General features: G+C 63.7%; 15 protein-coding genes, 1 tRNA gene and 1 pseudogene. 7 read left to right on the forward strand and 10 right to left on the reverse strand.

Going from position 1 to position 15262, the window contains the following annotated elements; genetic code table 11:
* Positions 1-7: 7 nt before the first annotated feature.
* Both galE and LB571_RS04735 read right to left on the reverse strand, forming a co-directional pair.
* A complete protein-coding gene (gene galE, locus LB571_RS04730; protein ID WP_224592575.1) occupies positions 8-982 on the reverse strand; it encodes a UDP-glucose 4-epimerase GalE in 975 nt (324 codons plus the stop codon).
* On the reverse strand, positions 979-1953 hold the full coding sequence (locus tag LB571_RS04735) for a UDP-glucuronic acid decarboxylase family protein (protein ID WP_015316531.1): 975 nt from the start codon (positions 1951-1953) through the stop codon (positions 979-981). The genes galE and LB571_RS04735 overlap by 4 nt, the downstream gene beginning before the upstream one ends.
* Before the next feature lie 290 nt (positions 1954-2243).
* Here LB571_RS04735 and LB571_RS04740 point away from each other — a divergent pair, with 290 nt between their 5' ends.
* Both LB571_RS04740 and LB571_RS04745 read left to right on the forward strand, forming a co-directional pair.
* On the forward strand, positions 2244-2489 hold the full coding sequence (locus tag LB571_RS04740; RefSeq protein WP_015316530.1) for a hypothetical protein: 246 nt from the start codon (positions 2244-2246) through the stop codon (positions 2487-2489).
* Between the two features lie 579 nt (positions 2490-3068).
* Positions 3069-3509 (forward strand): annotated as a pseudogene (locus LB571_RS04745) (tyrosine-type recombinase/integrase); the annotation flags it as partial.
* 191 nt (positions 3510-3700) lie between these two features.
* Here the strand turns inward: LB571_RS04745 and LB571_RS04750 are convergent.
* Positions 3701-3776, reverse strand: a tRNA-Ile gene (locus LB571_RS04750).
* A 135-nt stretch (positions 3777-3911) separates the two neighbouring features.
* Here LB571_RS04750 and LB571_RS04755 point away from each other — a divergent pair.
* Positions 3912-4622 (forward strand): SIMPL domain-containing protein, encoded by a 711-nt coding sequence (locus tag LB571_RS04755; protein WP_140617816.1) that lies wholly within the window; start codon positions 3912-3914, stop codon positions 4620-4622.
* A gap of 170 nt (positions 4623-4792) precedes the next feature.
* Here LB571_RS04755 and LB571_RS04760 read toward each other — a convergent pair whose 3' ends face one another.
* Both LB571_RS04760 and LB571_RS04765 read right to left on the reverse strand, forming a co-directional pair.
* The gene (locus LB571_RS04760) at positions 4793-5149 is read right to left on the reverse strand and encodes a hypothetical protein (RefSeq protein ID WP_015316248.1); all 357 of its coding nucleotides are present in this window, start codon (positions 5147-5149) and stop codon (positions 4793-4795) included.
* A gap of 262 nt (positions 5150-5411) precedes the next feature.
* Positions 5412-5858, reverse strand: a complete 447-nt coding sequence (locus tag LB571_RS04765) for a YcgN family cysteine cluster protein (protein ID WP_224593016.1) — start codon at positions 5856-5858, stop codon at positions 5412-5414.
* A gap of 197 nt (positions 5859-6055) precedes the next feature.
* Here LB571_RS04765 and LB571_RS04770 point away from each other — a divergent pair, with 197 nt between their 5' ends.
* Positions 6056-8074, forward strand: a complete 2019-nt coding sequence (locus LB571_RS04770) for an OmpA family protein (protein WP_224592578.1) — start codon at positions 6056-6058, stop codon at positions 8072-8074.
* Between the two features lie 439 nt (positions 8075-8513).
* On the opposite strand, the gene LB571_RS04775 is transcribed toward LB571_RS04770, so the two are convergent.
* Positions 8514-9380, reverse strand: coding sequence for an SDR family oxidoreductase (locus LB571_RS04775; RefSeq protein WP_140665917.1), 867 nt, complete (start codon positions 9378-9380; stop codon positions 8514-8516).
* A gap of 179 nt (positions 9381-9559) precedes the next feature.
* Here LB571_RS04775 and LB571_RS04780 point away from each other — a divergent pair, with 179 nt between their 5' ends.
* On the forward strand, positions 9560-9826 hold the full coding sequence (locus tag LB571_RS04780; protein WP_224592581.1) for a type II toxin-antitoxin system VapB family antitoxin: 267 nt from the start codon (positions 9560-9562) through the stop codon (positions 9824-9826).
* 244 nt (positions 9827-10070) lie between these two features.
* Here the strand turns inward: LB571_RS04780 and LB571_RS04785 are convergent, their stop codons facing one another.
* Positions 10071-10757 (reverse strand): response regulator transcription factor, encoded by a 687-nt coding sequence (locus LB571_RS04785; RefSeq protein ID WP_224592583.1) that lies wholly within the window; start codon positions 10755-10757, stop codon positions 10071-10073.
* 8 nt (positions 10758-10765) lie between these two features.
* A complete protein-coding gene (locus LB571_RS04790) occupies positions 10766-11638 on the reverse strand; it encodes a S1C family serine protease (RefSeq protein WP_140713825.1) in 873 nt (290 codons plus the stop codon).
* A gap of 166 nt (positions 11639-11804) precedes the next feature.
* Here LB571_RS04790 and LB571_RS04795 point away from each other — a divergent pair, with 166 nt between their 5' ends.
* Complete coding sequence (locus LB571_RS04795) at positions 11805-12755, forward strand: S1C family serine protease (protein WP_140727075.1); 951 nt, start codon at positions 11805-11807, stop codon at positions 12753-12755.
* Positions 12756-12764: 9 nt separating this feature from the next.
* Here the strand turns inward: LB571_RS04795 and LB571_RS04800 are convergent, their stop codons facing one another.
* The gene (locus LB571_RS04800) at positions 12765-13190 is read right to left on the reverse strand and encodes a VOC family protein (protein ID WP_140823280.1); all 426 of its coding nucleotides are present in this window, start codon (positions 13188-13190) and stop codon (positions 12765-12767) included.
* Between the two features lie 66 nt (positions 13191-13256).
* Here LB571_RS04800 and LB571_RS04805 point away from each other — a divergent pair, with 66 nt between their 5' ends.
* Positions 13257-13850: a TetR/AcrR family transcriptional regulator gene (locus LB571_RS04805; RefSeq protein ID WP_224592586.1), complete on the forward strand. Its 594-nt coding sequence runs from the start codon at positions 13257-13259 to the stop codon at positions 13848-13850.
* 122 nt (positions 13851-13972) lie between these two features.
* On the opposite strand, the gene fabF is transcribed toward LB571_RS04805, so the two are convergent.
* The gene (gene fabF, locus LB571_RS04810; RefSeq protein WP_224592589.1) at positions 13973-15241 is read right to left on the reverse strand and encodes a beta-ketoacyl-ACP synthase II; all 1269 of its coding nucleotides are present in this window, start codon (positions 15239-15241) and stop codon (positions 13973-13975) included.
* Positions 15242-15262 lie beyond the last annotated feature (21 nt).

Raw genomic sequence — 15262 nt, forward strand, 5'->3', positions numbered from 1 at the left:
ATATCTGTTACAATCGACTGCGATACCAAGCCAGTGCCGTCTCGACGATCCTGTCGATGGCGGATTGCTCGGCCGCCCAACCGAGTTCCCGCTTGGCCTTGCCGGCCTCAGCAACAAGCCCCGGCGGGTCCCCTGGTCTGCGCGGCCCGTAAACCAGCGGAACCCGCATTCCCGAAGCCCGGCTGACGGCATCGACCAGTTCGTTCACCGTTGTACCCACTCCGGTTCCGAGGTTGTAGACGTGGACGCCCTTGTCGCGGAGAAGCTTCTCCCCTGCCAGGACGTGGGCGCGCGCGAGATCGACAACGTGGATGTAGTCCCTCACGGCGGTTCCGTCGCGGGTGTCAAAATCGGTGCCGTTGATTCTAAAAATGCGGCCCGGCCTCACTGCCGCCTCTATGGCGAGCGGAATGACATGTGTTTCCGGTTCATGCTTTTCTCCGATTTCGCCGTCGGGGTCGCATCCGGCTGCATTGAAATACCGAAGCACGACCGCGTTGAGACCATGAGCAAGTGAGATATCCTCGATCATCCTTTCTATGATGAATTTGGACCAGCCATAGGGATTGATGGGCGACTGTCGATGCGTCTCGTCTATCGGCGACCGCGTCGGGATCCCGTAAGTTGCACAGGTGCTCGAAAAGATCAGCTTGTCCAGACCGGCTTTCAGCATTTCCTCGAGCAGGACCAGGGTGCCGAAACTATTGTTTCGGTAGTAAAGTTCGGGCCGCTCGACTGACTCGCCAACGTAAGCGTAGGCAGCGAAATGCGCCACGGCGTCCGGCCGATACTGGTCCAGGGCGGCCGCCACAGCCGCCGCGTCGGAAATATCGCCTTCGATCAACGGTCCCCATTTCACCGCGTCGCGCCAGCCGCGCGAAAGGTTGTCAAAGGCAACAACCGACCATCCGGATTCCGCGAATGCCTTGCAGCAGTGCGACCCGATGTAGCCGGCCCCGCCAGTTACCAGGACCGTCTTCATTCGGCTGCGGCGGGCCGAATGTGCCCAGATGAAACCACGTCCTCGAAATACGCAATGGTCTTGGCAAGGCCAGCACGCAATGCAGTTCTTGGCTTCCATTTGAGTTCGCGGGAAGCATATCGGATATCGGGCTGCCGCTGCTTTGGATCGTCGACCGGTAGCGGCGAAAATCTGATCTTCGATCGGCTTCCGGTAAGTTCGATCACCAGATTTGCGAGTTCGAGCATCGTGAATTCCGCCGGGTTGCCGAGATTGACAGGACCGGTGATATCGTCGGCCGTCTGCATAAGACGTACCAGACCGTCGATGAGGTCCTCGACGTAGCAGAATGAACGCGTCTGCTGGCCAGTGCCGTAGACCGTAATCGGTTTGTTTTGCAGCGCCTGCACGATGAAATTGGAAACGACACGACCGTCGTCGGGACGCATCCTTGGACCGTAGGTATTGAAAATACGGGCTACCTTGATCTTCAGCTTGTGCTGTCGCCAATAGTCGAAAAACAGGGTCTCGGCACATCGCTTGCCTTCGTCATAGCAGGAACGAGGGCCAATCGGGTTCACTCTGCCCCAATAGTCTTCCAACTGCGGATGAACCTCCGGGTCGCCATAGACTTCGGAGGTGGACGCCTGCAGAATGTGTGCGCGAACCCGCTTGGCCAGTCCGAGCATATTGATCGCGCCATGAACGCTGGTTTTGGTCGTCTGGACGGGGTCGGACTGATAGTGGACGGGGCTCGCCGGACAGGCGAGATTGTATATTTCGTCAACCTCTACGTAGAGTGGAAACGTCACGTCATGACGAATAATCTCGAACGATCGGTCATCGAGGAGATGAGAGACGTTTCTGCGGCTTCCTGTGAAGAAGTTATCTGCGCAAACTACCTGATGGCCCTCAGCAAGGAGCCGCTCGCACAAAAATGATCCCAGGAAACCTGCGCCGCCTGTCACCAAGATTTGTTTCGCCTGCTGCATCTTCAGGGTCTCCGGCTAATCTTAGGCAGGACTAATATATTAAACTGACGCAGGGCCATACGCCACCGGCCTGCTTTCAATTTACGTTACGGGCAAGACATTGTTCTCGATGGACCAGGGCTGCGATCACCGCTCACAGGCGGCTCGAGCGTCCTATTTGCACGCCAGGGTAGCCCTTCCGCAATCAAAGCCGGACATCGGGCTTCCCCTTTATGGGGCCCCTGCTATTTCGAACGCGATATTCACAGAAAGTGCCACGCGTTCGGATAGCTGATTAGCGGATCAAGGTGATGAAAAGCGACACCCTCTCCTACCCTCCACGTGGCCTGTCGCGGGATGAAGCTGCCCGCTACGTCGGCGTTGGAGTAACAAAGTTCGACCAGATGGTCTTAGACAGGCGCATGCCCAAGCCAAAGAAAATCGACAGTCGTGTGATCTGGGATCGCCTTAAACTGGAGGCTGCGTTCGCGGATCTGCCCGGCGACGATGACGACAATGTCGTCGACTTTCTCTTGCAAGGGAATCATCGAGGGTAATAGTCTGGTTCTGCAATGGAACAGCGTCTTAAAGACAAACACCCAGGTGTGTCCTCCTATAAGGATCGTCATGGGAAGACGCGCTGGCGCTACCGCGCCAATGGCCGCCTGGTGCCGCTGCCTGCCCCCAACGAGAGAGGTTTCAAGGAAGCCTATCGGGCTGCTGTCGAGGGTCGCAACATTCGAAAAGCCCCGGTTGTCACAATGCCGGGTGCGGCCTTGCCAGGAACATTCGGAGCAGCCGAAAAGAGATTGAAGGCGTCGGTCAAGTGGCTCGCCCATGATGACAGCACGAAATTCAAGAACAGCCGCCTGATCGAGGAATTTCTGGGTCTGCGGGTGGTCCCGGACCATCCGCTGACATGGCGCGACGTGCCCGTTAAAAACCTGCGGCGGGTCCACGTCGAAGAGCTTCTGGGGCACTTTATCGCGACACCACACAAGGCCAAGCATCTGCTCGTCGCGATACGCAAGCTCGTCTATGTCGCGATGCGACTGGACTGGATTGCAATCGATCCTACCGCGGCGGTCGAGTGGCGTCCTGCCTACACGGGCTGGAAGGCTTGGCCTCACGAAGCGATGCAGAAGTTTGAGCAGCGCTGGCCGCTGGGGACGGCTGCGCGCACCTGTTACGGGCTCGCGCTCTGGCTGGGCAATCGTCGCGGCGATGTCGCCGATCTACGGTGGGACCAGAGGGTGACGCGCAAGGTCATGATCGATGGCCAGGAGCGTCATTTCGACGGCTTCGACATCGTCCAGGCAAAGAACAAGAACCGGACCGGTGGCAAGCGGCTTTTCGTACCGATCACGCCCATGCTGGGCGAGATTCTTGGGGCCGCCGACAAGCGCGGCGAAACCGTCCTGGTGACCGCTTATGGCCAGCCCTTCTCCTCCAAGTCCCTGACCGGGAGCATGGCGCACTGGTGCAAGCTTGCAGGGCTTGCGAAAGGGCTGACGCTGCATGGACTGCGAAAGTCGCTCGGCGTCTATCTCGCCGAGGCCGAGGCCTCGACCAGGCAGCTCATGGATGTGCTGGGCCACGACGACATCGATCATGCCGAGCTCTACTCACGCGAGGCATCGCAGGTTCGTCTGGCGGTTCAGGGCATGGATCGCGTCGTGCGGCTGGTGACCCGCAGGCCGATGCTTGGCGAACCTTCTGGCGAACCCGTTGGCGAACCTACCCGTAAGCCATTGAAAAACAAAGATAATGGTGGGCCCGGAGGGACTCGAACCCCCAACCAAGCGGTTATGAGCCGCCGGCTCTAACCATTGAGCTACAGGCCCCACGCGGGCTGGATTAATGTTTTTCGCATCGCGGCACAAGGCTTTCCCGGCGGGCTTTCGCAGATCGCCCAAATCAACCCATAATCGCGCTCTACGCGCCCCCCTGCGACTTGATCGCAGACCAAGGAGATTTTCATGACCAGACATCTTTTGCCCCTCGCGCTCGCCGCTGCAATCGCTTTTCCGGCGATGGCTGGAGCCACCGATCTGCCGACCCCGCCCCGCATCATCGTGTCCGGCGAGGGCGAAGCAACCGTGGCCCCCGATCTGGCGGTGCTGACGCTCAGCGTCATGCGCGAAGCCAAGACGGCGCGTGCCGCACTCGACGCCAACAATGATGCCATGGCCGCCGTGATTGCCGCGATGAAGGCCGCCGGCATCAAGGATCGCGACCTGCAGACCGCGGGCATCCAGATCAACCCCCGCTACAACTACACCAACAAGCCGGACGGCAGCCAGGAGGCCGAACTCGTCGCCTATCAGGTGACCAACACGCTCTCGGTGCGCGTGCGCGACGTCGACAAGACAGGCGAGATCCTCGACAAGGCGGTGTCGCTCGGCGTCAACCAAGGCGGCGGCATCGCCTTCACCAATGACAATCCGGCGGCCACCGTCACAGAGGCCCGAAAGAAAGCTGTCGCCGACGCCATGGCCAAGGCCAGGACGCTGGCCGAGGCGGCCGGGGTCAGCCTGGGCCGTGTGCTCGAGATCACCGATCAGAACATCAGGCCGGCGCCGATGCCGATCAACGCCAAGGCATTCGACGCCGCGGCCGGCGCAGCGCCGGTACAGGCCGGCGAGAACGCCTACAATGTCCAGGTCACCGTTACCTTCGAACTGAAGTAGGCGGCGCTGGACGCCGTGGCCGAGCATTGCTTGGCCACGGACCTGCTCAAGAGAGACCGCCGCGGGCATTAAAAACCCCGCGGAATCGCTCCCGCGGGGTTTCGGGCCACTTCTTTTTTCCCTAGGGAAAGGGGCTCCAGACCTTCACAGAAGGTCCACGCCTGAGATTCTCAGCGGTTGATGACCGGGCAACCGCGCTCGTTGGCGAACACGATGACGACGCGGTCGCCGTACTGACGGCCCATCACCTTGACCACGCGGCGGTTGACATCGACGATGCGGGCACGGTGCAGCCCCATGCGCTCCGCCTTGTCGAGGGCGCGATCCGGCGAGCAGCCACGGCGCCAATCGTCGCGGCGCTCGTCCCGGCGGTGGCGATAGCCGTCGTCGCCGGCATAGACGCCGAAGCGCGGATCCTGGTTGTTGCCGAAGCCAAGATAGAGGCTGTCGGCATGGGCGGGGATGGCCGCCAGCGTGCCGAGGCCGACCAGAGCCGAAAGCGCTGCCGTCTTGATGGTGGTGTACATGGTTCTCTCTCCTTGTTGCGGGCTTGCGCCCTCCTCGTGAAACCGATGGCGGGAGAATGCACCGGCCTGTCTGAACTATTTACGAACTGCCCGTTCATCCGCGGTTCATGTGGCGCCACACGGCAAGGCGCCGGCCTTTCAAATCTCTCGCCGGCCAAATCCCTTACCGGCCAAATCCTTGCCGGCATTCTACAATATCGCGTCAGGCGCCTTGCCCTCGCAGGGTTCCCGACAGGCAACTCCTGACGGTCTACCGCGCGCGTCAGGGCTCGTCGTCGAGCATAAAGTCAAAATAGTCTTCCGGCTCGGCCAGGTCGGTCTCGCTCGCCTTGACCCGGCCGCGCATGGAAATGCCGGCCTCGTGCACGGTCTTGGCACTGCCGGAAACCAACCGATGCCACCAGTAGAGGTCGCGGCCCTCGGCCACCAGCCGGTAGGCGCAGGTGCTGGGCAGCCAGCTGATGGTGCGCACATTCTGCGGCGTCAGGCCGACGCAGTCGGGAACGCGCGCCAGCCGGTTGGCATAGTCCGCACAGCGGCAGCTCTCGGCGTCGAACAGCCGGCAGCCGACGCTGGTCCAGTAGATTTCACCGGTGTCCTCGTCCTCGAGCTTGGACAGGCAGCACTTGCCGCAGCCGTCGCAGAGCGATTCCCACTCGGTGGGGCTCATCTCTTCCAGCGTCTTGGTCTTCCAGAACGGGGTTTCCATTTCCGGCATGTGGCCCCAGCCGCCGCCAAGGTCAAGCGCGGCGACAGCCGGAATGAGGCTGCAAGGGGGCCGAATGACATGAAGTTGCCTTCAAAAGGTCGGCCAATAGCCCTGTACGGCCGCTAACGATGGGCAGCTGGAACCAATTTCGTTAAAAGCGGTTTCGGCAAGGATGGGACCCCACAAGGAGAATTTCGATGAAACGCCAACCACGGATTCTGGCAGGCACAGCCCTTGGCCTGTTGATGGCATCCGCGCCGTTAGGCGCGTCCCCGCTTCAGGGGACAGCCGCGTTCGGCCCCATGCAACGCGGGGGGACACCGCTGATCATCCTGGCGCAGGACACCCCCACCGACCAGGGACAGGGCGACGAGGAACAGCCGCGCAAGAAGAAGCACGAGCAGCAACAGCAGACCGAGACCGCTCCGGCCGCGCAGCAGCCCGCCCCCGCGGCTGAAGAGCAGCAGCCGCGCAGGAAGAAGCGCGACCAGCAGCAGCAGACCGAACAGGCGCCCGCCGGCGAGGCCGCGCCCGCAACCGACGAGCAGCAGCCGCGCAGGAAGAAGCGCGACCAGCAGCAGCAGATCGAGCAGGCGCCCGCCGGCGAGGCCGCGCCTGCCAACGACAACCAGCCGACCAAGCCTGGCAGGAAACACAAGCTGGACCAGCAGAAAGAGGCACCGGCCGCCGTGCCGGAGACCGCTCCGACACCGAAGCAGGCTCCTGCCGGCGAAGCGACGCCGAAGGTTGAATCCCCTCCCGCCGGCGAGCAGGTTCCCGCCCAGGGCGAGCAATCCCTGGACAAGACGAAAAAGCACGGCAGGAAACCGGCTGGCGAACAGCCGGCGAATGGCGAGCAGCCCGCGACCGGCGAACAGCCGCAGACCGGTAGGCAGCCCACCACCGGCGAACAGCCGGCGACGGGAGAGCAGCCCGCCACCGGTGGGGCCGCTACCAATGGGAAGGCCGCGCCTGTCGAGGGCGAAAACCCGGTTCAGGGCGAAGCCCCCGCCGACAAGAATGCCGCCCCCATCCTCGACAGCCAGAAGGATGCCAGGCGCAAGGGTCGCGGCGAGAACGGCCAGGACGGCGGGAACCCAGCCACCCAGCCCGCCAACCAGAATGGCGAACAGCAGAACGGCGGGCAGCAGAATGGTGGGCAGAACGCCCAGCAGGGCGGTGACCAGGGCCGGAAGCCGGTAGTGGCGCCGGTGGATCAGGGTCCGCCTCCAACCGACGACAGGGCCGCCCAGGAGGCGATCAAGACGGAAAAAATCGTCCCGGTGACGCAGGAGAAGGGCAAGCGGCTCGAGCGCGCGCCTGACGAGGACATCCGTGACCGCCGCCGGCCCAAGGGCGTCGACGTGCTCAAGGAAATCGGCGACCGGGTGATCGTCCAGTTCAACGACCAGACGTTCGTCCAGAGCAACGATCGCCCGCGCCTGACCCGCGGCGCCAAGGATGTCTACTACGAGGACCTGCCGCAAGGCCGCACGCGCGAGACGGTCGAGCGCGACAATGGCTTCCGGATCGTCACCATACGCAACCGCTACGGCGACATCCTGCAGCGGTCGCGCATCGCGCCCGACGGTCGCGAATATGTGCTGAGCTATGTCGACGAGCGCAGCTACCAGGACGAAGATGACTGGCGCGATCCCGGCGATGACCTGCCGCCGATGCGGCTGACCATCCCGCGCCGGGACTACATCCTCGATTCCGAAGATGTCGAAAGCCCCGACGACTACTACACCTTCCTCGAACAGCCGCCGGTGGAGAAAGTGCAGCGTCTGTATTCGATCAACGAGGTCAAGCGTTCGGCCCGCGTGCGTGACATTGCACGGCGGATCGACCTCGACACGCTGAACTTCGAATTCGGCTCGTCCTCGATCTCCGACACCGAGGTACAGAAGCTCCAGGGTGTCGCCGACGCCATGGAGAAGCTGTTGAAAAAGAACCCGGCCGAGACCTTCCTGATCGAGGGCCACACCGACGCCGTCGGCACGCCCGAGGCAAACCTTGCTCTGTCGGACCGTCGCGCCGAAGCGGTCGCCGAAGCGCTGACCAACGCCTTCGGCATCCCGCCCGAGAACCTGACGACACAGGGCTATGGCGAGGAGTACCTGAAGGTCGACACCTCGGCGCCCAACCGCGAGAACCGGCGCGTCGCCATCCGCCGCATCACCTCGCTCGTGGCGCCGGTGGCGAGCAACAACTGACCTGCTTTTCCAGCCACTTGCAGTGATTTTTGGAATCAGGTCGGCAACAAGGTCCCATCCCGATCAACCGGGATGGGACGAACTGCCGACGGCACGGCCCGGGTCAACAAGAATTGTACAGGCCTTGGAGCCGGCTCATTGAATCACCGGGCTTCGCACCCCAGATTCCTGACTGGGCGTTCCCTGCCCCGTCCCGACTCCAGCGGGACGCATTGAGCCCCGCCGGCCCTCTCCGGCGGGGTTTTTTGCTTTCAGATCCACCTAGCAAACGGTGCCTGCCGGCCGAAATACGCGCTCAACGGGACGAGGCGAATTGATGCCTACGGAAGAAACCGGCGATCAGAGGCTTGAGCGGCTTCGTCGGGCGACCAGTCAGGTGAACCGGAGCCGTTCGACGTCGAGTCCTTTTTGAAAGCAAGCGGCGGCGGCAGGATCCCCTTCAGTAGATGTTCCTGATCTTGCTGTCCGTCCTGGCAAACACCTCATCCGGCACAAAAAAATCTCCGGCCAGCGGTCCGGTTGCGTCAGGCGCATAGACCGAGAAATCGCTGACGCCCTCGGCGCGCAGCACCTCTTCGTCGATGTAGAAATTGCCTGATGCCTCGCGCGACGGCCGCATGAAGATCGCGTGCGCGGCATCGGCCATGATGTCCGGCGACCGGCTCATCGCCGCGACCGTCGCTCCGCCCAGAAGGTTGCGTACCGCGGCCGTGTCGATGGTCGAGATCGGCCACAGCGAATTGACCGCGATGCCATCCCTGGCGAATTCCGCGCTCATGCCCAGCGTGCACATCGACATGCCGAACTTGGCCATGGTGTAGGCGACATGGTTCTTGAACCATTTGGCCTTCATGTCGAGCGGCGGCGCCAGATTCAGGATGTGAGGGTTCTTCGCCAACTTCAGGTGTGGAATGCACATTTTGGACACGAGGAAGGTGCCGCGCGTGTTGATCTGATGCATCAGATCGTAGCGCTTCATGTCGGTTTCCAGCGTGCCGGTAAGCTGGATGGCGCTGGCATTGTTGACGCAGATATCGATGCCGCCGAATTTCTCGACGGTTCTGCCGACCGCCTCGGCCACCTGCGCTTCCTCGCGGATGTCGCATAGCACCGGCAGTGCCTTGCCGCCGGCCTGCTCGATCTCTTCAGCGGCGCTGTAGATCGTTCCCGGCAGCTTCGGATGCGGCTCCGCCGTCTTGGCGGCGATCGTCACATTGGCGCCGTCGCGCGCGGCGCGCAGCGCGATCGCCAGCCCGATGCCACGTGACCCGCCGGAGATGAACAGCGTCTTTCCCTTGAGCGACATTTTTCCTCCGCCTGGATTGTCTTGTGTCGCGATCCTTGCGCGCGCCAGAGCGGGATACAAGAGCTTGTGGTGCGACGCGATGGTGACGTAGCGGAGGGTACCGTGCCTTGTCGGCTGCAAACGACGTGGCGCCGAAACCGATTTGGCGTATGATTCCATACCGGATGGCAGATCACCAAATGGCTTTGTTCATCAAGAATGTCGAAGTGGAGCGGTTGGCCCGAGAACTTGCCAAGAGCCGTGGTGTGCCGGTGACCGAAGCGATCCGGCAGAGCCTCGAAAACGAAACTGCTCGCGAAAACCTGACTTCTCAGCAAAACGAGTCTGACCTGATCGCGACGCTGATGGAAATTTCAGAGCAAGCAGGCCGGATACCTCATCGGGACCACCCAATGACCGAAGACGAAGTACTCGGTTACGATGAACTCGAAATACCGAGCAGATGATGGATACTTCGTCCGCACTGTCGCGCCGCCCCTCATTGCCCTGCCGGGCATTTCTCCCCGTATAGTGACGGGGAGAAAGACGCTCTCATCGCGGCCTTCGCCAATCATCACTTTTGTAGGAGGAGCGCCGAGGTCGCGGCAACTCCCTTCTCCCTGTCACTATACGGGGAGAAGGTGCCGGTAGGCGGATGAGGGGCAGCGCCAATCTCTGAAGATAATCGTCAGACTTGCCCGACATCCACTCCTAAACCAGAACCAGCCCCTGCCGCATCGCGATCGCGATGGCGTCCGTACGATTGGCGGCACCGAGCTTGATCAGGATCGCGGCGACATGGAACTTCGCCGTGTGGACGGAGATGTTGAGCCGCCGCGCGATCACCTTGTTGGGCGCCCCTTCGGCCAGCAGCGCCAGCACTTCCGCCTCGCGCGGCGACAGCGCTGGCCGGGTGGCGGCGCCATCGTCGACCGTTTCCTCGCCGAACAACCCGCTATGGCTTCCATCCCCATTGGCCGCATCACCGCAGTCGAAATCCTCATGCCTATCCGGCATCGAACGCCCTTCGCCGGACACCCGGTAGCCGGCGGCGGCCAGCCTGACGGCAGCGGCGATCAAAGCTGCATCCGCGGCCAACGGCAGCACCGCAAAAACCTGGCCTTGCGGCCGGCCCGCGCGGTCCGAAAGCAGTACCTTTGGGGTCGTGCTGCCGCCGACGCCGGCTCGATCGACAGAGGCCGCGCTGTTGGCGACGGCGTCATCGACGATGGCGACATCGGCGACCCCGCCGCCGGCCACGACCGGCAGCAGATCGTCGGCCATGGCAAGCGAAGTCGACAAGCGCTCGGCACGCACGGCATCGCGTAGTGCGATCAGCACCACGAGCTGGCGTTCGCCGCGCGCCACGTCAGGCCTTATCAGCGTGTCGCTTTCCATCCGTCCTCTCAGCTCAGCGGCTTTTCGCCGATCGTCAGCACGACGTCGCGCTGTTCGCCGCCGCGCACGACACCCAGCTTCACCGAAGCACCGGCGCTGTCGGGCCCGAGCCGGCGGATCAGATCTCGCGGACCATGCACAGCCTCGCCGTTCCACGCCACGATGATGTCGCCGAGCGAGAGGCCAGCGGCCTTGGCCGGGCCATTGTCGTCGAGGCTCATCACCATTGCGCCACGCGCGTCGCGGTCGCGTACCGGATGCAGGCCGGCGCCGAGGTAACCACGTGCGACATGACCCTTTTCGCGCAGCGTCGCCACCGCGCGTTCGATCGTCTCATAGGGCATGACCAGCGCGCGGCCACGCGGGCCGAACAGAAGCATGCCGATCAGCGCGCCCTTGGCGTCCAGCACCGGGCCACCCTCGAAGCGGCCGCCGGCACCGACAGCCAGGTTGATGCGCCGGTCGATGGTGCCGCCGCGCATCGAGCGCCAGGCCGGGCCGACTTCGCCGACCGAGCCCGACACGGCCAGCACCGAGCCCTGGCTGCTGCCGACAGCTATGGCGATATTGCCTGGCCGAACGGGGCTGGCTCTATCGAGGACAGGCGCGGTGGCCGCATCCGCGGGCTTCAGCAGGGCGACGCCCGTCGAAGGATCGCGGCCGACCAGTTCGGCCTTCGCCGTCTCGCCGGAGGCCAGTGTCAGTTCGATCTCCTCGCCGGCCTCGACGGCTTCCTCGGCGGTGACGAAATAGCCGTCGCCCCAGTGGAAGGCGCTCGCCGTGCGGTGATGATGCGTGGCGAAGCTTGCCGTTGCCGGCGTCGCCTTGTCGGCGATATCGGCAATGGCATCGGAAAATGCATTCAGATTGAAGTCGCTCATGATGATCTCCTGGGTTTTCTCATGCCCCAGATATCGCTCGGCAGTACGCCAGGAGGTACTCGCCTGACGGCTAGTTGCGGGTTCGACTGGCCATCTGGTCAGGTCGCGGCGGTTCCGGCCGCTCCGCACATATAGTCACGATCAAGCCTGAAAACACGGAGCCCCCATGGCCCTCGCCGCGCCAAAATTCCAACCGGACGAGACATTGCTCGACGCCTATTCGACGACGGTTGCCGACGCGGTCGACCGCATCGGCCCGGCTGTCTGCCGCATCGAGCGCATCGGGGGGCCGGGCGGCCACGGCTCGGGCTTCGTCATCGCGCCTGACGGGTTGGTCGTCACCAATTTCCATGTCGTGGGTGACGCCAGGACGGTACGCGTCTCGATGCCGGACGGCGCCTCGAGCGAAGGCCGCGTGCTCGGCCGCGACCCCGACACCGACATCGCCCTGGTGCGCGCTGACGGCAGCTTCGCCGACGTGGCGCCGCTGGGCGATTCCAAGCGGCTGCGGCGCGGCCAGATCGCGATTGCCATCGGCAATCCGCTGGGCTTCGAATGGACCGTCACCTCCGGCGTCGTCTCGGCGCTCGGCCGCTCGATGCGAGCTTCGACCGGCAGGCTGATCGACGACGTCATCCAGACCGACGCCGCGCTCAACCCCGGCAATTCAGGTGGTCCGCTGGTCTCGTCGGCCGGCGAGGTGATCGGCGTCAACACCGCCATGATCCATGGCGCGCAAGGCATCGCCTTCGCCGTCGCCTCCAACACCGCGAACTTTGTCATTTCGGAGATCATCCGCTTCGGCCGCGTGCGCCGCGCCTTCATTGGCGTCTCCGCCGACACGGTAAACCTGCCCCGGCGCGCGGCACTCTTGTCGCAGGTCTCGACCAGCACGGCGGTACGGCTGCGCAGCGTCGAGAAGGACGGCCCGGCGGCCAGGGCGGGTCTCAGGGAAGGCGACATCATCGCCGCCATCGACGCCCGCCCGGTGACCGGCGTCGACGACCTCGTGCGCATGCTCGACGCCGAGCGCATCGGCCGCGAGACGCTGTGCACCGTGGTGCGCCGCACCGGCGTCAGCCAGGTGACGGTGACCCCGGTGGCACGGGCGGGCTGAGGCTGCCGTTCAAGCCCCCGCGGCGCCTTGCGCATACTGCGCCAGGAACTCTTTGCTGGGCGGGATCGGCTTGATGACGTCGATCAGCACGCCGTTGGGATCCTTGGTGATGAAATGGCGCTGGCCGAAAGGCTCGTCACGCAGCGTTCGCAGGATAGGCAGGCCGGCAGCAAGGATCCGGTCATGGATCGCATCGGGATCGCGGACCTCGAAATTGATCAGCAGCCCGGAAGTCCGCCCCCGCCCCTCCTCGGGGATCGTCTCGTGGTCGCCCTGAACGATGCCGAGATTGACGCGCTTGTTGTCCACCGACCGCAGATGCACGTACCAGTCGCTCTCAAACAACGGCCGGAAACCGAAATGCCTGACATAGAAGGCCGCCGTGCCGGCGACATCGCCGGTCATCAGCACCGGATAGTAGCTCGTCGTCTTCATCTTTCCTTCTCCCGTCAACTAACATACAGTCTGCATGTAAATTGAATTAACATACAGGCTGCATGTATGCAACAGGAATCCGCGCGTCGTTCCAACCGCGATCGCACCGAGACAACGCGCGCCGACCTGATCGCGGCGGCGCGCAAACTGTTCACGGAAAAATCCTATGCCGAGACCGGCACACCGGAGATCGTTGCCGCCGCTGGCGTGACGCGCGGCGCGCTCTACCACCATTTCGCCGACAAGCAGGCGCTTTTCGCCGCCGTGGTCGAACAGGAAGCCGCGGCGGTGGCGCGAGAGATTGACCGCGCCTCCCCGCCTTCGCTCAACGCTCGCGATGCGCTGATTGCCGGTTCCGATGCCTATCTCACGGCCATGCGCGCGCCCGGCCGCACGAGGCTCTTGCTGCTCGACGGCCCCGCCGTGCTCGGCCGCGCCGCCATGGACACGATCGACAACCGCCACGGCAACCGCTCGCTGCGCGAGGGTCTTGTCGCGGCGATGCGGACGCAGTCGATGAAAAGATTGCCGCCCGAAGCGCTGACCGCGCTGCTTGCCGCCGCCTTCGACCGCGCGGCGCTCGCCATCGACGCCGGTGCGTCGGGCGAAGATTACCGTGCCGTGCTGACGGCGCTGATAGACGGACTGTCGCGCGCCTGAAGTGCCCCCGCGAATGTATCGCGCAGTCATCGCCCGGGTGCGGGGCGACGATGTCGCCATGCGTAAACTTGTCGCCGGCTGCCACTGCCCGACCAGGACATCACGATTGCCGCAAGCCGCGGCTAGTCCGTCCAGCGCCGGAACAATGCGCTGGCGTTCACGCCGCCAAAGCCGAAGCCATTGGAAATCGCGTAATCCATCTCCATCGGCCGGGCGTGGTTTGCGACGAAGTCGATCCCGTCGCTTGCCGGATCGGGGGCGCTCAGATTGAGGGTTGGCGGTGCGACCTGGTCCCTGAGCGCCAGGACCGTGAAGATCGCCCCAAGCCCGCCGGCGGCGCCAAGCAGGTGGCCGGTCGCCGACTTCGTTGCGCTGACGGCTATGCCGAAATCTTCTCCGAAGACCCTTTTGATCGCGGCGATTTCCCCCAAGTCGCCGACTGGCGTGGAGGTCGCGTGCGCGTTGAGGTGGCGGACCTCCCGTGCCGAAATACCGGCTTGGGCAATCGCGATCTCCATGGCCCGGCGCGCACCGTCGCCATCCTCGGGGCCGGAGGTGATGTGATAAGCGTCCGCCGTCGTGCCGTAGCCGGCCAGTTCGGCAAGCGGTTTGGCGCCGCGCGCAAGCGCGTGGCTCAATGCCTCGATGACCAGGATGCCGGCGCCTTCGCCCATGACGAAGCCGTCGCGCGACATGTCGAACGGGCGGGAGGCCTCCTCAGGACGATGATTGAAGGATGTAGAAAGAGAGCGTGCCGCGGCAAAGCCGCCGAGGCTGACCGTATTGATGCAGGCTTCCGTTCCGCCGCAGACCGCGATGTCGGCCTCGTTGGCGCGGATAAGACGCGCCGCATCGCCGATCGCCTGGATGCCGGCCGCGCAGGCCGTCACCGGAGCGCCGAGCGGACCCTTGAACCCATATCGGATCGAAATCTGTCCCGCCGCCATGTTCACCAGGAACGACGGCACCGTGAACGGTGAGAGACGCCGAACACCGCGCAGGTCGACGGTTCGCACCGCTTCGGTTATCGCGGGAAATCCTCCGACACCCGACGCGATGATCGTCGCGGTGCGGGTCCTGTCATCGTCCGAGACCGGGTTCCACCTGGCCTGGGCAACCGCCTCTTCCGCAGCCGCCAGCGCAAAGACAATGAAGCGGTCGGCCTTGCGCTGGTCCTTCGGCGCCAGGACGATGTCTGGATCGAAGCCAACTTCGGGGTCTTCCAGCAAGGAAGGAACCATTCCACCGACCTTCGCCGGCAGGTCTCGCACCATGTCGTCCGGAAGCTTTCGAAGCCCCGAACGGCCGGCCAGCAGGCGCGACCATGACGCTTCGACATTGGCCGCGAGCGGCGTGACCGCTCCCATGCCCGTAACAACGATCCGTCGCATCTATTCTCCTATCACTTGGCC

The organism is Mesorhizobium sp. BR1-1-4 (assembly GCF_020165375.1).
Lineage (GTDB): Bacteria > Pseudomonadota > Alphaproteobacteria > Rhizobiales > Rhizobiaceae > Mesorhizobium > Mesorhizobium australicum.

Excerpts from the sequence above, each read along its gene's own strand:
- LB571_RS04740 (WP_015316530.1), top strand. The coding sequence starts at position 2,244 with ATGAAAAGCGACACCCTCTCCTACCCTCCACGTGGCCTGTCGCGGGAT.
- LB571_RS04805 (WP_224592586.1), top strand. The coding sequence starts at position 13,257 with ATGCAACAGGAATCCGCGCGTCGTTCCAACCGCGATCGCACCGAGACA.
- LB571_RS04800 (WP_140823280.1), bottom strand. The coding sequence starts at position 13,190 with ATGAAGACGACGAGCTACTATCCGGTGCTGATGACCGGCGATGTCGCC.
- fabF (WP_224592589.1), bottom strand. The coding sequence starts at position 15,241 with ATGCGACGGATCGTTGTTACGGGCATGGGAGCGGTCACGCCGCTCGCG.
- LB571_RS04785 (WP_224592583.1), bottom strand. The coding sequence starts at position 10,757 with ATGGAAAGCGACACGCTGATAAGGCCTGACGTGGCGCGCGGCGAACGC.
- LB571_RS04790 (WP_140713825.1), bottom strand. The coding sequence starts at position 11,638 with ATGAGCGACTTCAATCTGAATGCATTTTCCGATGCCATTGCCGATATC.
- LB571_RS04795 (WP_140727075.1), top strand. The coding sequence starts at position 11,805 with ATGGCCCTCGCCGCGCCAAAATTCCAACCGGACGAGACATTGCTCGAC.
- LB571_RS04735 (WP_015316531.1), bottom strand. The coding sequence starts at position 1,953 with ATGCAGCAGGCGAAACAAATCTTGGTGACAGGCGGCGCAGGTTTCCTG.
- LB571_RS04775 (WP_140665917.1), bottom strand. The coding sequence starts at position 9,380 with ATGTCGCTCAAGGGAAAGACGCTGTTCATCTCCGGCGGGTCACGTGGC.
- LB571_RS04780 (WP_224592581.1), top strand. The coding sequence starts at position 9,560 with ATGGCTTTGTTCATCAAGAATGTCGAAGTGGAGCGGTTGGCCCGAGAA.
- galE (WP_224592575.1), bottom strand. The coding sequence starts at position 982 with ATGAAGACGGTCCTGGTAACTGGCGGGGCCGGCTACATCGGGTCGCAC.
- LB571_RS04770 (WP_224592578.1), top strand. The coding sequence starts at position 6,056 with ATGAAACGCCAACCACGGATTCTGGCAGGCACAGCCCTTGGCCTGTTG.
- LB571_RS04755 (WP_140617816.1), top strand. The coding sequence starts at position 3,912 with ATGACCAGACATCTTTTGCCCCTCGCGCTCGCCGCTGCAATCGCTTTT.
- LB571_RS04760 (WP_015316248.1), bottom strand. The coding sequence starts at position 5,149 with ATGTACACCACCATCAAGACGGCAGCGCTTTCGGCTCTGGTCGGCCTC.
- LB571_RS04765 (WP_224593016.1), bottom strand. The coding sequence starts at position 5,858 with ATGGAAACCCCGTTCTGGAAGACCAAGACGCTGGAAGAGATGAGCCCC.